The sequence below is a fragment of the Bacillus sp. RAR_M1_44 genome, from assembly GCF_020165935.1.
Taxonomy (GTDB): Bacteria; Bacillota; Bacilli; order Bacillales; family Bacillaceae; genus Bacillus; species Bacillus altitudinis.
The window spans coordinates 1940304-1954790 of the sequence record NZ_JAIUKX010000001.1; the positions used below are offsets into that span (position 1 = coordinate 1940304).

15 protein-coding genes are annotated in these 14487 nt (G+C 39.3%); 3 read left to right on the forward strand and 12 right to left on the reverse strand.

Features of this window, described 5'->3' with window-relative positions:
- Positions 1-103 precede the first annotated feature (103 nt).
- Positions 104-1423 (forward strand): phage hydrolase, encoded by a 1320-nt coding sequence (locus LCD34_RS10295; RefSeq protein ID WP_035704112.1) that lies wholly within the window; start codon positions 104-106, stop codon positions 1421-1423.
- Between the two features lie 15 nt (positions 1424-1438).
- Positions 1439-1849, forward strand: coding sequence for a hypothetical protein (locus tag LCD34_RS10300; protein ID WP_007497462.1), 411 nt, complete (start codon positions 1439-1441; stop codon positions 1847-1849).
- A gap of 25 nt (positions 1850-1874) precedes the next feature.
- Here LCD34_RS10300 and LCD34_RS10305 read toward each other — a convergent pair whose 3' ends face one another.
- A complete protein-coding gene (locus tag LCD34_RS10305; RefSeq protein WP_079919768.1) occupies positions 1875-2930 on the reverse strand; it encodes a hypothetical protein in 1056 nt (351 codons plus the stop codon).
- A gap of 72 nt (positions 2931-3002) precedes the next feature.
- Here LCD34_RS10305 and yyaC point away from each other — a divergent pair, with 72 nt between their 5' ends.
- Positions 3003-3629 carry a spore protease YyaC gene (gene yyaC / locus LCD34_RS10310; RefSeq protein WP_025208343.1) on the forward strand — a complete coding sequence of 209 codons (627 nt, stop codon included), beginning with the start codon at positions 3003-3005 and terminating at the stop codon, positions 3627-3629.
- Positions 3630-3654: 25 nt separating this feature from the next.
- Here yyaC and LCD34_RS10315 read toward each other — a convergent pair whose 3' ends face one another.
- From LCD34_RS10315 to rpmH, 11 genes are all read right to left on the reverse strand, one after another.
- Complete coding sequence (locus LCD34_RS10315) at positions 3655-4509, reverse strand: ParB/RepB/Spo0J family partition protein (RefSeq protein ID WP_035704116.1); 855 nt, start codon at positions 4507-4509, stop codon at positions 3655-3657.
- Positions 4502-5263 (reverse strand): sporulation initiation inhibitor protein Soj, encoded by a 762-nt coding sequence (gene soj, locus LCD34_RS10320; protein WP_008360890.1) that lies wholly within the window; start codon positions 5261-5263, stop codon positions 4502-4504. The genes LCD34_RS10315 and soj overlap by 8 nt, the downstream gene beginning before the upstream one ends.
- Positions 5264-5501: 238 nt before the next feature.
- Positions 5502-6335 carry a YiiX/YebB-like N1pC/P60 family cysteine hydrolase gene (locus LCD34_RS10325; protein WP_017359870.1) on the reverse strand — a complete coding sequence of 278 codons (834 nt, stop codon included), beginning with the start codon at positions 6333-6335 and terminating at the stop codon, positions 5502-5504.
- Positions 6336-6464: 129 nt separating this feature from the next.
- On the reverse strand, positions 6465-7340 hold the full coding sequence (noc, locus tag LCD34_RS10330) for a nucleoid occlusion protein (protein WP_008347579.1): 876 nt from the start codon (positions 7338-7340) through the stop codon (positions 6465-6467).
- A gap of 105 nt (positions 7341-7445) precedes the next feature.
- Positions 7446-8165 (reverse strand): 16S rRNA (guanine(527)-N(7))-methyltransferase RsmG, encoded by a 720-nt coding sequence (rsmG, locus tag LCD34_RS10335; RefSeq protein ID WP_008347581.1) that lies wholly within the window; start codon positions 8163-8165, stop codon positions 7446-7448.
- A gap of 13 nt (positions 8166-8178) precedes the next feature.
- Positions 8179-10065: a tRNA uridine-5-carboxymethylaminomethyl(34) synthesis enzyme MnmG gene (gene mnmG, locus LCD34_RS10340; RefSeq protein WP_039169033.1), complete on the reverse strand. Its 1887-nt coding sequence runs from the start codon at positions 10063-10065 to the stop codon at positions 8179-8181.
- A gap of 17 nt (positions 10066-10082) precedes the next feature.
- On the reverse strand, positions 10083-11462 hold the full coding sequence (mnmE, locus tag LCD34_RS10345; RefSeq protein ID WP_017359868.1) for a tRNA uridine-5-carboxymethylaminomethyl(34) synthesis GTPase MnmE: 1380 nt from the start codon (positions 11460-11462) through the stop codon (positions 10083-10085).
- A gap of 402 nt (positions 11463-11864) precedes the next feature.
- On the reverse strand, positions 11865-12488 hold the full coding sequence (gene jag / locus LCD34_RS10350) for an RNA-binding cell elongation regulator Jag/EloR (protein ID WP_057078773.1): 624 nt from the start codon (positions 12486-12488) through the stop codon (positions 11865-11867).
- Positions 12485-13267, reverse strand: coding sequence for a YidC family membrane integrase SpoIIIJ (spoIIIJ, locus tag LCD34_RS10355; RefSeq protein WP_089374159.1), 783 nt, complete (start codon positions 13265-13267; stop codon positions 12485-12487). The genes jag and spoIIIJ overlap by 4 nt, the downstream gene beginning before the upstream one ends.
- Before the next feature lie 158 nt (positions 13268-13425).
- Positions 13426-13785 carry a ribonuclease P protein component gene (gene rnpA / locus LCD34_RS10360; protein ID WP_008347592.1) on the reverse strand — a complete coding sequence of 120 codons (360 nt, stop codon included), beginning with the start codon at positions 13783-13785 and terminating at the stop codon, positions 13426-13428.
- Between the two features lie 78 nt (positions 13786-13863).
- On the reverse strand, positions 13864-13998 hold the full coding sequence (rpmH, locus tag LCD34_RS10365) for a 50S ribosomal protein L34 (RefSeq protein ID WP_008360908.1): 135 nt from the start codon (positions 13996-13998) through the stop codon (positions 13864-13866).
- Positions 13999-14487 lie beyond the last annotated feature (489 nt).

The following is a 14487-nucleotide window of genomic DNA, read 5'->3' on the forward strand; positions in this document are numbered from 1 at the left end:
AAACACTGTAGGTCAAAAGGTTTTTATTGGTAGAACGCTGTGGTTTTTCCATATTTTTTGATTTATGATATCTGCATAAATGTTATGTGAGGGAGCAGGTACGATGGTCAATCGAAAGGATAGATTAACCGACAAAGATTATAAAATCATATCCGATCACGCTGGAAACGCAGAGAATTACCAGCAGAACCATACGATAGAAGTAGGTCAGCATACGCTCACTGTCAACGATTTTCTAAAAATAGATCATCAATTATATGGTTTAACGATGCAGCAGGAACAGTCAGATGAGTTCATTGTCGCGTTTCACTGTCCTCTGCCAAAACAAATGACGGTGACATCGACACAAGATGTTCAAACGGCTACCCAATCATTGTTAAAAACGGATTATGCCTACCCCATTGAAAGAAAATCCTTAGCCGGGAAACAAGATCATGTCTTTTTTAAAGGGAAGGAATACATCGAGGACGTCTGTCAGAAGCACCCGAATGCAACCATCTATCTCACTGGACAAGCGCTTGCCGGTGCTGTTTGTGCTTACATTGCGACAGAACAGCCAGCTGTCAAAAAAGCCATCACATTCGATAGCCCAAATATATGGAGCAGCCTGGCACCTTCCATTCAGCAAAAAGCAGTAGAAGGAAAATATACCCATGTTCTCACGGAATATATTCAACCCAATCATTATGTAGGTTTACTCAATCGCCATGATCATGGAGTTGGACAAGTCAAGTACACCGTACCACCCCGGGAGCAGGGATCGGTCCAAGAATCCATAAAATATAAACCAAGAGAAATTGACACCTTTTTAAGATCAGCTTTTGCATCAATGAATATAGAGTGGAACGAATCATTTGATACAAATGCATTTTTAGCTCTCGTTTCAGGAGAATTCAAAGTAAATGGGTATTCATTCCATTCGAATGGAACCGCTCGTATTTTAGATGAACAGCTTGATCACAATACAAGTTTTACAGCGATGCTTTTACAAGAAATCCATTCAGGCCGTGCATATGCACAAAGCGGGCTTGAAATTATCATAAAATCCCATTTACTAAAAAATTCATCATATGATCTACAAAGTATTATTGAACATGAAGTACACACTGTATTTGAGAAAATAGATGGAATTGATGATAGTGTAAAAGATGCCGTCCATCATGTAAAACAAGAACTGAAAGGACTTGTCGGCTTCGGTCACTATGATTTATTAACCCATAGCGATGTAGAAGCACTGTTAGAGGAAGTAAGGATGGAGCAGCCGCAATCAACCTTTTATTCTCATGAAAAACAACTGAATGCCTTGTACACCTTGAGAGACTACGAACAAGAACTTTCCACCCTTTCAAGACATATGTACACAATGGGTGATGACTATGCCAAGGCAGATAGACGCCTTGCGATGCAAATGGGTATTCGTTAAGAAAGGAGTCGCCATATGATCAATCAAAATAAACCTCCTAGTGACGCCCAGCGTTTCTTGCAAAATGTGAGTGCCCGCCGCTCCATGTCTGTATTCGAAAGTCAATCTGCACCACAAACACAATCTCAATCACCTGAAGAAATTGCCGCTATTCAGGCCATGCGCAGAGAAGGACAACGAAAAGATTTAAAGCGATTGCTGAAAATGCGGCTTCACGACGAATTGGCAAATACCCGCATGCACTTGGAGTACCAATTATCCAAAACAGAAGACATGATGAACCAGACAACCATTGTCAAACAGCATGTATCCCAGCATTTAAAGGGACAAGCCATCTCAGAAATAGAGGAACGCATGCAGCGTCTCCAGCACATGCCTGTATATGACGATATCAAGGAAGCGATTGATTCCATTCGGATAAAATAAGCACTTCTCTTTGAAAGAGAGGTGTTTATTTTATTTTATCAGTATAATTTTTAGAACGGAAAAATATCTTTTTACTTAAAATCGGATACAGCATTAAACAGACAAGCAAATAAAGATTGAGCAAGCTGTAAATCGGATACAAGAAAGCAATTAAATCAGCAAATCCAAGAGAGGTTAAAGGTGCCATCAAAAGAAGCATGATGAATACAATGAACCAGCGGGGCATTCGTACAAAAGAGAGCATGCGGCTGGATAAACCAAATAATCCCGCAGCAGTTGTTGTATAAATCGCTAAACAAAGAACAATGGTCATAAACACAAACAATGATGTTGGTGCCCCCTCTAATACTGTAAACAAAGGAATCCCTTCTGCTGAAAGACTCCCAGAAATATCAACTAGTATTTCGTTATACACATAAGAAATGACACCAAAAATCAAACCGCTTAATATACTTGCAACCTTGGCCTCTCCAAGCCCCTTCATTTCTTTCCCCACTGAAGATAGCACCGCCACAACAGATAATATATTCAAAGAAGCAAAGACGATACTGGCAGGCCAATTGTATTGCTGGCCAAAATCAATTCTCCACATATGATCATGATTCATATAATAAAAAACAAACGCATAGATGAGCCCCGCCACCAAAATTGGTATAATGAAGGCATTCACAGATAAGAGCCCTTTCACATCCCAGAAAAAAATCATAAATGAGAATAAACAAAATGCACCGATTCCAACCCAAAATGGCACATGATACATCTCAAGTGTCACCCCGCCACCGGCAATCATGACTGTTGTTGTCGTGAATAGATAAAGAACAATTAAAATATCATACACCTTGGCCAGCCAAGGACCTACAAGACGCTCTAACACCGGCACAAAATGATCAGCACGCACCTCATAACTGATTTTTAACACCACATAGGTCGACAGCATAAACATGAGCGTAAACAGTAGAATGGCTAGTCCGCTATCAAGGCCAAAAAACTGCCAAATTTCTTGACCAGAGGCATATCCCGCTCCTATCAAGCTTCCTAAAATTAAAAGCGTCCACCTTGAACCAGCCTTCCACACAATCATCACCTCATAGGTATAGAATTAAGCTTGTTTCCGTATACTGTTACTAACTACTATGACAAGGAAGTGAGACCTATGAATAGCAAGAACGGTCTTTTTTTAAGAAATAGGGTGAAAGAATACGTGTCCCATACGGATACAAATGCCATTCAGCAGCTTAAAAGTATTTTATTCTCGCATCTTCAGAAAGCAGGAAAAAGACCCGTTGCCATCGTCTGCATAGGAACAGACCGCTCAACCGGTGACTCTCTAGGTCCACTTGTAGGAACAAAGCTTTCAAGTCTTGATTTAAAAAAGCTGCATGTATACGGCACTCTCTCTGACCCAGTGCATGCGGTCAATTTAAAGGAAAAGCTCGCTGAAATTGAACAAGCTCATAAACACCCATTTATCGTAGCCGTTGATGCCTGTTTAGGGAGAGTGAAAAGTGTAGGATCGTTTCAAATTGGAGAAGGACCGTTAAAGCCCGGTGCAGGTGTGCAAAAAGAGCTGCCAGAAGTAGGCAATATTCATATTAATGGAATCGTCAACGTGAGCGGTTTTATGGAATACTTCGTTCTCCAAAACACACGTCTTCATCTTGTAATGTCTATGGCCAATACACTGTCTGAAAGTCTATCCCACATTGATCAAATGGATTGGACGAGAGAAAAAAGCCGTTCTCTCTTCACCCCTATTCAAAATATCACGGGAAGAATATAAAAAAGACCACCTCATATCAAGATGGTCATTCCGATGATTCTCTCGTAGAAAGCAATTCAAGGATTCTTTCTAAATCTTCATTTGAGAGAAATTCAATCTCAATTTTCCCTTTTTTCTTCTGTTTCTTGATCGTCACTGAAGTACCAAAGTAATTTTGTAAGAAAGATTCTCTTTCTTTCAACACGCGATCCTTTGGTGCTTCTTTTTTCTTTGTTTCACGTGGAACATTTTCATTTAATTGCTGAACAAGTTTCTCAACCTGACGGACATTTAATCCTTCGTCCACGACCTTCTTTACCAATGGCGCCAGCTTCTTTTTGTTTTTCAAACTAAGCAGCGTGCGTCCATGTCCCATGGATAATGTTCCATCCGCAATCAGCTTCTGTACTTCATCCGGTAATGTTAATAAACGAAGGTGGTTCGCAATATGCGGTCTGCTTTTGCCTAATCGCTTAGCTAATTCCTCCTGAGTCACACTTAAGTGATCTAGTAAGGAGGCATAGGCTTCCGCTTCCTCTAATGGAGATAAATCCTCGCGCTGTAAGTTTTCTAAAAGAGCGATCTCCCTCATCAGTGTTTCTGAAAATTCCCTGACGATCGCAGGAATCGTTGTCAAACCAGCTTGTTGTGCTGCACGGAAACGGCGTTCTCCTGCAACAATGTCATATCCTTTAATCGATTTACGAACAATAATCGGCTGTAAAACACCATGCTGCTGAATTGATTCTTTGAGATCAGACAATGCATCATCATCAAACGTTTTCCTTGGCTGATAAGGGTTCGGGCGCAAATCCTTCAACTTAATTTCTTCGACAGTTTCTTCATTGGAATCCACATTGTTAAATAGTGCATTAATACCCTTTCCAAGACCTTTAGCCATTCGCATCCACTTCCTTTGCTAAGTCTAAATAGACATCTGCACCTCTTGAACGTGGATCATACAAGATAATAGGTTTCCCATGACTAGGCGCTTCACTTAGTCTCACATTTCTCGGAATCACGGTCTGATAGACTTTATCTCTAAAGTATTTTTTTACTTCTTCGATGACTTGGATTCCAAGATTTGTTCTTGCATCAAGCATTGTCAGTAAGACACCTTCAATGGCAAGGTCGGTATTTAGATGTTTCTGCACAAGACGAACCGTATTCAACAATTGACTCAATCCTTCAAGCGCATAATATTCACACTGAACCGGTATTAAAACAGAATCGGATGCAGTTAACGCATTAATCGTCAGTAACCCAAGTGATGGCGGGCAGTCAATAATCATATAATCATAATTTTGCTTCACAGATTCAAGTGCTCTTTTCAGCCTCACTTCACGTGAGATCGTAGGCACAAGCTCAATTTCCGCCCCTGCAAGCTGTATCGTCGCAGGAATGACATCAAGATTTTCGACCTCTGTCGTCTTAATCACATCAAGTACATCTGCATCGTCTACTAAAATATCGTACACGCACTTCTCTACATCGGCCTTCTCAATCCCAATACCACTCGTGGCATTTCCCTGCGGATCAATATCAACTAACAACACTCGTTTTCCTATGTATGCTAAACACGCACCCAAATTAACAGAAGTTGTCGTCTTCCCAACGCCGCCCTTCTGGTTGGTAATCGCTATGATTTTCCCCACGATGTCACCCACTTTCAACTTAACAAGTTTCTCATTCATTCATACTTCCTATTCTATCAAAAAAAGTATGAAACGTTTGCTTTTTTTGTTTCTCCATTATAAATTCGTGAATGAATCTGTGTTTCCGTACATGGATAGATGCATAAAAACGCGCTTCGAAGATATATTAATATATCTTTTTGAAGAAAATAACGAGACAAAAAAACCCCACTTTTCATGAAAAGTGAGGGAGATACAATCAAAAGTTTAACCCGCCAATTTTACGGCCTTCGCTCACAATGACTTTAGGTGTCACTGTTTTATAGTTCTTCTTTTTCAAAAACCCATAGGGTGCTTTAATGGTAAATGTGGCATGTCCAACAGCGTCCCCGGTTTTCGCGTAAGCCTGCCATACAATCTTTGAACAATAAGTAGGGTCCAAGGATTGAATAGACATAGTGATCGAATATCGAGCCTTCGGATGGTCTTTCACGTAATCATGCGCCCAATCCCCTGCTAAATCTGCCTTTTCCTGATGATTAATCCGAATCACCTTTGTATTGGCACTATAGCGAAACCAACTTTGAATGGAATCAATATTTGGATGCTGCCGGAACCCAGGAATGGATGCATAGCTTTTCTCATTAATGACGATGCCTGCATGACCAATTAAACCATTCAAAGCACCAGTGCTCGTCACCAATATATCCCCTTTTTGAGGCATAATATCGGTTCCAGGATACGGTTTACCAAAAAGATGGCGAATGGTATTCGGCCTTTCATCTGTTACCATTTCATCCTGTTTGTTTTGCCGTAAGCCATAGTTCTCCAAATCATCATCAGCTGTGATCACATCGATCGCATCGTCCTGAGACGCTTGCTCTTGATTTAATTGTTGAACCGTTACATCTGTCGAAACCACACCTTGTTTCTTCAGAGCACTGAGTTCTTCTTTTGTAATCGTTTCTTCCGCTGAATGAGTATCATGATTCGTTGACGTGCTCACAGCAAACACAGTCGTTTCATTTGAAAAAAGAGAAAAAGAGATTAGTAAATAACAGATAATAGCAAAAATAGTCTTTTTCATTTTCATTGGTTATATGTCACCTCCCTTCTACTATGAAAATCATATTTTACCAATTAATTAATAATAAGTAAATATCATGAATTTAAGGGATGGAAAGACAAAAAAAGCTGACGAGTAATGCTCATCAGCTTTTTTCTATTTAGGAATGCGAATGGTTAATTGGATATATTCCTCAAATTCTTCTTCCTCGGTATTTATTTTAAGTCCGCTATCTTCTACCATATGGAGAGACTGACGAATGGTATTCATCGCAATTCGCGTATCTCGGCTAAACGCCTTACGTTTCGGCTTCGGTTTGCGATCTGTTTTTTGTTCAAGCATCTTCACTACACGCTCTTCAGTCTGTTTCACATTTAGCTGCTTTTCAATGATTTCCTGCAACAGCGTGATTTGTAATTCTGGAAGCTTTAGAGGTACAAGTGAACGGGCATGCCTCTCAGAGATTTTTTTCTCCAAAATGGCTTGCTGTACCTCTTCAGGCAACTTTAAAAGTCTTAGTTTGTTTGCAACAGTCGATTGTCCCTTACCTAAACGCTGAGCAAGAGCTTCTTGCGTTAAATCATGAAGCTCTAAAAGACGTGCATAAGCATGAGCCTCTTCAATTGCAGACAGCTCTTCTCTTTGCAAATTTTCAATCAATGCCACAGATGCCGTTTCCGTATCAGTAAAATCTTTTATAATAGCGGGGATCTTCTCCCATTGAAGAGTTTGTACCGCTCTCCAACGTCTTTCGCCGGCGATCAGTTCATATTTTCCTTCTTCTTCTGTTGGTCTAACAACAATCGGTTGAATAATGCCATGGGTATGAATGGTTGTGGCCAGCTCTTGTATCTTTTCTTCTGAAAAAATGGTGCGTGGCTGAAAACGGTTAGGCATAATTGTGTCGACCGGGAGCTCCTGTATCTCTTCCTTTAATGTATCATGCTCAGCAATCTCTGCCTCTATTTCGGTATCACGCTCAGGTTGTTCTTTGTCACCAAGCCCGAAGAAGCGTGAGAGTGAATGCTTCATGAACCTACACCACCTTTAAAAACTACCTTTTTATAATTCTATTTTCTCATGTTTTTTCCTTCTGTAAAATCATAAATATTGAAGAAAAACCGACCTTTTACATGATCAACCTTCTATTGGTGATTTATTAGGTGTTCCTGGTTTTCTAGGATATTTTTTTGGTGTTTGTTTTTTCTTTTCAATGACAATGATGTTCCGTTCGCTTTCTTCTAAAGGAAGAACAAAGGAATGCTTTTCAACAACCTCTCCTCCGAGGACAGTGACAGCTTTTTTTCCTGCTTGCATCTCTTCATCTGCAGCAGATGCTTTTAATGCAACAAACAATCCTTCCTTTTTCACAAGAGGCAGGCATAGTTCGCTCAAGACAGATAAGCGCGCAACAGCTCTAGCGGTGACAAGGTCATAGCTTTCACGTTGATCTTTACGTTGTCCAAAGGTCTCCGCACGATCATGATAAAAAGTAGTATCTTGTAAGTTTAACCCTTTTGCTAACTCATTGAGAAACGTAATGCGTTTCTGGAGAGAATCAACAATGGTCACATGTAGATGAGGGAAACAAATTTTAAGAGGAATGCTTGGAAAACCAGCACCAGCTCCAATATCACAAATTGTTGTCACTTTGTGAAAATTAATAAAAAATGCTGCTGATATCGAGTCATAAAAATGCTTTAAATATACTTCTTCCTTTTCTGTAATGGACGTTAAATTCATCTTCTCGTTCCATTCTACAAGCATATGGAAGTAAGTTTCAAATTGTTCAAGCTGCACTGGAGAAAGAGTGATCCCTTTCTCCTCTAGTGCTGCTGTAAATTGTTCAATGTTCATGCCGACATCCTTTCTACTCTGCTATCTTCGCAATACGTCCCTGCTCCAAATACACTAAAAGGATAGAAATATCAGCAGGGTTAACGCCTGAAATACGAGAAGCCTGTGCAACAGAAAGCGGTCGGACTTCTTTTAGCTTTTGCTTCGCTTCAGTTGCAATCCCTTTGATGGCATCATAATCGATTCGATCCGGAATCTTTTTGTTTTCCATCTTTTTCAGCTTTTCAACTTGTTGGAGCGACTTTTCAATATAACCTTCATATTTAATTTGAATCTCTACCTGTTCACACACATCAGCAGGAAGCGGTGTGTCAGCAGGAGCTAGTTTCACAACAGATTCATAGTTCATCTCTGGACGCTTCATCAGATCACTAGCGCGAATACCGTCCTTCAATTCACTTCCACCAAGAGAACGGATATATTCCTGTGTCTCTGCTGTAGGTTTAATAATGACAGAATATAAACGTTTTTTCTCTGCTTCAATGGCCTCTTTTTTCTGTGTGAATGCTTGGAATCTCTCTTCAGAAATTAAACCAATGTTATATCCAAGTTCCGTTAATCTTAAATCAGCATTGTCATGACGCAGAAGTAAGCGGTACTCTGCACGAGAAGTTAAAAGACGGTAAGGTTCATTTGTACCCTTCGTGACAAGATCATCAATGAGAACACCGATATATGCATCAGATCGGCTTAAAATGACTTCTTCTTTACCCAATGCTTTTCTTCCTGCATTGATACCTGCCATAATTCCTTGACCTGCAGCTTCCTCATAACCAGAGGTACCATTGATTTGGCCAGCTGTATATAATCCAGAAATTTTCTTCGTCTCAAGTGTCGGCCACAATTGTGTAGGCACAATCGCATCATACTCAATGGCATAACCCGCTCGCATCATTTGTACATTTTCAAGCCCTGGAATGGTTGACAGCATTCGCTGCTGTACATCCTCTGGCAGACTTGTAGATAAACCTTGAACATACACTTCTTGCGTATTACGGCCTTCTGGCTCTAAGAAAATTTGATGTCTCGGTTTATCATTAAAACGAACCACCTTATCCTCAATGGACGGGCAGTATCTAGGACCTGTTCCTTTAATCATACCTGAATACATAGGAGAACGGTGAAGATTCTCATCAATAATTTGATGAGTTTCTAAACTCGTGTATGTTAACCAGCATGGTAATTGATCTGTAATATATTCCACAGTTTCATAAGAAAACGCACGTGGCACATCGTCACCTGGTTGAATTTCCGTCTTACTATAATCAATCGAGTGGCTGTTTACTCGAGGTGGTGTCCCAGTTTTAAAGCGAACCAAATCGAATCCTAATTCTGCTAGATGATCCGACAATTTAATGGAAGGCTGCTGATTATTAGGACCGCTTGAATAAGAAAGATCCCCTAAAATAATGCGGCCTTTTAAGAAAGTACCAGTCGTTAGAACAACAGACTTCGCGCGATAATTTGCACCTGTTTGAGTCACAACACCTTTACATTCATCATCTTCTACAATTAAATGGTCTACCATCCCTTGCAACATTGTTAGGTTTGGTTCATTTTCCATTGTTTTTTTCATTTCGTGCTGATATTGAAACTTATCTGCTTGCGCTCTTAACGCACGGACAGCAGGTCCTTTCCCAGTATTCAGCATACGCATTTGAATATGCGTCTTATCTATATTTCGTGCCATTTCTCCGCCTAGCGCATCAATTTCTCTGACGACAATCCCTTTAGCGGGACCTCCTACGGACGGATTACATGGCATAAAAGCAACCATATCGAGATTGATGGTCAATACAAGTGTTTTGGCGCCCTGTCTTGCAGAAGCAAGAGCAGCCTCAACACCAGCATGACCGGCACCGACGACGATTACATCATATTGGCCAGCTTCATAACCCATTTCTTTTGTTCCTCCCTTTACTTTCCTAAACAGAATTGAGAGAATAACTGATCGATTAAGCTTTCATGAACAGCATCCCCAATAATTTCACCTAGCTGCTCCCAGCAGCGTGTTAAATCTATTTGAACAATGTCGATCGGTACATCCATTTCAATTCCTTCTAGAGCATCCTCAATCGATTGTTTTGCTTCTTGAAGGAGCGCAATATGCCTAGTATTGCTTACATACGTTAAATCTCCACTTTCAATTGAGCCAGTGAAGAATAAAGATTGAATGGCCATTTCAAGCTCATCAATCCCTTTTTCTTGTAATAAAGATGTTGTCACGACTGGACGATCTTTCGCTAACTCTTTTACTTTTTCTACATCAAGTTTAGGCTCAAGATCAGTCTTATTGACAATCACAATAATATCCATACCCGAGACAGCTTCAAATAGCTTAATATCTTCCTCAGATAACTCTTCACTATAATTGAGCACAAGTAAAATCAGGTCAGCTTCTTTTAAGACCTGTCTTGATCGTTCGACCCCAATACGCTCAACAATGTCTTCAGTCTCACGTATACCCGCAGTATCTACTAAACGGAGCGGTACTCCTCTTACATTCACATATTCCTCGATGACATCTCTGGTTGTTCCAGGAATATCGGTCACAATCGCCTTTGTTTCCTGAACAAGACTATTTAATAAGGAAGACTTCCCAACATTTGGCCTTCCAATAATAACAGTAGATAAACCCTCACGTAGGATTTTCCCCTGCTGTGAAGTCGTTAGAAGCGATTCAATTTCCTTTTTCACAGATGTCGCCTTTTCAACTAAGACTCGATGTGTCATTTCTTCCACATCGTCATACTCTGGATAATCAATATTCACTTCTACATGGGCAAGTGTCTCCAATATCTCACCACGAAGACGTTTAATCAAACCGGAGAGACGTCCCTCCATTTGAGTCATTGCGACATTCATCGCACGGTCAGTCTTTGCACGAATCAAGTCCATTACGGCTTCTGCTTGTGACAAGTCGATTCTTCCATTTAGGAAAGCACGTTTTGTAAACTCACCTGGCTCCGCTAATCTCGCTCCTTCTTTTAAAGCAAGCTGCAAGACTTTATTGACCGTGACAATTCCGCCATGGCAGTTGATCTCAATAACGTCTTCTCTCGTAAATGTTTTTGGCGCTCTTAATACAGACACCATGACCTCTTCTATCACTTGCTCGGTACTTGAATCTACAATATGACCATAATGAATGGTATGAGAATCCACTGATACAAGTTTTTTCTCCTTAGGCCCCTTATACATGCGATCAGCAATCTGAACTGCATCAGGCCCGCTTAAACGTATAATGGCAATTGCCCCTTCACCCATTGGTGTAGAAATTGCTGCAATTGTATCCACCGCTCATTCACCTCTTTCTCTATTCAATAGACAGTCTTATATCAATTAAATGGACGTTGTCCATCTCTATATCAAAAACGCTTAATCCAAAATTTAAAGATACCATAAATGCATGCGAAGCGAAAGTAGCCCACATTTAATTATCCACAGTTTTGCACCCTGTCTATTTTAACACTTAACTTATCCACATGTGAATAACGACGTTCTAAACTTGTCTTCACATCTTACACCTAAATCCAATAAATTAAAACGCCCTTCTCCCTTTGCAACTAAGGGAAAATGACGTTTTCGATCTAAATAACACACTAACTTTTTAGAAATAAAGGAGGAATCTACTATTAAAAGGTAATTTTTCAATAAAAAAAGACTAAAATCCAGCTTTGCTGAATCTTAGCCTTTCTGCTATTTTTTATACATCACCACAACATGACGCTTGCTGCCTGTATCTTCGGATGCCGTGGCAAGTTCTTTAGAAAATGCTGCAATCGTATCATGAACGACTTTTCGTTCATTCGAAGGCATCGGTTCTAAATGAACCTTTCTCTTCGTTTTTAAAACACGGTTTGCCGTTTTGATTGCATATTGTTCAAGTGCTTCTTGTCGTTTCTTCCTATAATCTCCAATATCAATTGTAATATGATGATACTGATCAGAATAACGATTAAACACTAACTGCACCAAGGTTTCTAAAGAGTACAGTGTTTGTCCTCTTTTTCCAATCATTAATGAAGTTTTGTCTCCATTAATGTGAAAAGAAATCTTTTTCGTTTCTTTTTTCGAAACAATATTTGCTTTAGGATCAATTGATTTAACAATTTTATCTAAATACTGTGTTGCTAATTTGAGCGCATCTCGCTTTTCTACTAACTTGACAACAGCTTGTCTTTTACCAAATAATCCTAAAAACCCTTTGTTTCCTTCATCTACTATTGTGATATCTACTTCTTCTTGTAGTAGTTGAATTTGTTTCAGTCCGGAATCTACTGCTTCTTCGACTGTGCGACCGACAGCAGTTATTTCCTTCATTTTTTGTTCCCGCCAGCTTTTTCTTTTGTATCAACTTTTACTTGAGGTGTTTTAATGACCAAAGTTTGAATGATCATGAAAATGTTACCTACAACCCAGTACAGTGAAAGTGCCGCTGGGAAACTGATTGCAAATACAATGATCATAATTGGCATCACCCAAAGCATAATCGCCATTTGAGGGTTGTCCGAAGGATTTCCAGCCATCATTAGCTTCTGCTGGATAAAAGTAGCTACACCTGCAATAATCGGTAGCAGGAATAATGGATCTGGACTGCCTAAGTCAAACCATAAGAAAGTATGCTTCTTGATTTCAGCTGTTCTCATGATCGCATGATAAAAACCAATTAAGATTGGCATTTGAATTAAGATTGGGAAACACCCTGCTAATGGATTTACACCATTCTTTTGGAAAAGAGCCATTGTTTCCTGTTGAAGCTGCTGCTGTGTTTTCTGGTCTTTTGAGCTATATTTTTCACGAAGCTTCTTTAGTTCTGGCTGAAGTGCTTGCATTGCTTTTGTACTTCTTAACTGTTTAATCATTAATGGTAAAATGAGCAAACGAATCAAAAGAGTTACAATAATAATCGCTACACCATAGTTTTCACCAGTTAAGTTTGCCATATAAGTGATTAATTGAGATAGCGGGTATACAATGTAAGAATTCCAGAATCCCTTACTATCTGATGTGATTGGTTCATTGATTTGTGTACATCCTGCCAATAGAACCAACACGCCAATCAAGCTAAATATTAGTAATAATCGCCTTTTCAACAAGATTCCTCCCATTACTTCAAACTTTATTTAAGTTGGAATTGATTACGAAAGTGACTCACCTAATCAGTATGGTAACATTTTTTCATTACAAAGTGGTGGTTTCATTTTAATTCACTAGATGAAGGAAGCGCTTTTAAAAATTGATTCAACGAAAGTTTCTATTACGAAGACTTTTTCGGTTGTTGTTGATAAACAGCGGATTTTCTAAATAAATGCTGGAGAGACTTCTTTGTTTCTTCAAAGGTCAATTCGCTTGCTGGTTTTCGTGCGATAACAATGTAGTCTTTTTCTTGCTTTAGCTTATGACCTTCCTCTAAGAACACCTGACGGATTAGTCGTTTAATCCGGTTTCTTATCACTGCATTACCTATCTTCTTACTGACAGACAATCCTAAACGCAGTTCTTCTTGATTTGGTTGGTCCAGCTGATAAATGACGAATTGGCGATTAGCCATTGATTGACCTTTTTTGAACACTGTTTGAAACTCTTCATTTTTTTTTAGCCTGTTTCGCTTCTTCATGTTTTCTTCCACTCCGATAAAAACTGACAGTTCATTTACGATTTTATGTAAAAAAGACCACTGACATTATTCAGTGGCCTAAGCTGATAATTTTTTTCTACCTTTGCTGCGGCGTCGCTTTAAAACTAGACGTCCGTTTTTAGAACTCATACGGCTGCGGAAGCCATGAACTTTACTACGCTTACGGTTATTTGGTTGAAACGTTCTTTTCATTTATGACACCTCCCTGAGGAATAGCTGTTTAAGACAGTCTAACTCATTATATTTGTGTAACCCATCGATTGTCAATATCAATGATAAAACTCTTATTATCAACCTTATAAGCATAACACAAGTTATCAAGTGAAGAAACCTTCTTTTTTAGTTTCCAGCATTTTATTCTTTTTTTCCTTCAAAAAAACCTTCAAAACAAGGTTGTGGATATTTTTCCGGCATATTTTGACTATCCACATCCATTATCGACATTTTTTTCACACAAATAACCTATGTGGATAATTATTTTTCAACAGGATGTAAAGTGTGTGGATAAGTTTGTGACACCCATTGCACCATCTTGTTTATTTTGATATTATATTTGTGTTTTAACTCTTAATTACTTATCTGGCCTATTTATCTTATCCACAATTTGTGGATAACCTGTGGAAAGTTATTACACAGCTTGTTGAATTGTTTATCCACAACCTGTGTAATTTGTCGAAAAGA

What these genes read in the sequence shown, in the direction of transcription:
- LCD34_RS10295 (WP_035704112.1), top strand. Translation starts at nt 104, where the DNA reads ATGGTCAATCGAAAGGATAGATTAACCGACAAAGATTATAAAATCATA.
- LCD34_RS10300 (WP_007497462.1), top strand. Translation starts at nt 1,439, where the DNA reads ATGATCAATCAAAATAAACCTCCTAGTGACGCCCAGCGTTTCTTGCAA.
- LCD34_RS10305 (WP_079919768.1), bottom strand. Translation starts at nt 2,930, where the DNA reads ATGATTGTGTGGAAGGCTGGTTCAAGGTGGACGCTTTTAATTTTAGGA.
- yyaC (WP_025208343.1), top strand. Translation starts at nt 3,003, where the DNA reads ATGAATAGCAAGAACGGTCTTTTTTTAAGAAATAGGGTGAAAGAATAC.
- LCD34_RS10315 (WP_035704116.1), bottom strand. Translation starts at nt 4,509, where the DNA reads ATGGCTAAAGGTCTTGGAAAGGGTATTAATGCACTATTTAACAATGTG.
- LCD34_RS10325 (WP_017359870.1), bottom strand. Translation starts at nt 6,335, where the DNA reads ATGAAAATGAAAAAGACTATTTTTGCTATTATCTGTTATTTACTAATC.
- noc (WP_008347579.1), bottom strand. Translation starts at nt 7,340, where the DNA reads ATGAAGCATTCACTCTCACGCTTCTTCGGGCTTGGTGACAAAGAACAA.
- rsmG (WP_008347581.1), bottom strand. Translation starts at nt 8,165, where the DNA reads ATGAACATTGAACAATTTACAGCAGCACTAGAGGAGAAAGGGATCACT.
- mnmG (WP_039169033.1), bottom strand. Translation starts at nt 10,065, where the DNA reads ATGGGTTATGAAGCTGGCCAATATGATGTAATCGTCGTCGGTGCCGGT.
- jag (WP_057078773.1), bottom strand. Translation starts at nt 12,488, where the DNA reads ATGAAGGAAATAACTGCTGTCGGTCGCACAGTCGAAGAAGCAGTAGAT.
- rnpA (WP_008347592.1), bottom strand. Translation starts at nt 13,785, where the DNA reads ATGAAGAAGCGAAACAGGCTAAAAAAAAATGAAGAGTTTCAAACAGTG.
- rpmH (WP_008360908.1), bottom strand. Translation starts at nt 13,998, where the DNA reads ATGAAAAGAACGTTTCAACCAAATAACCGTAAGCGTAGTAAAGTTCAT.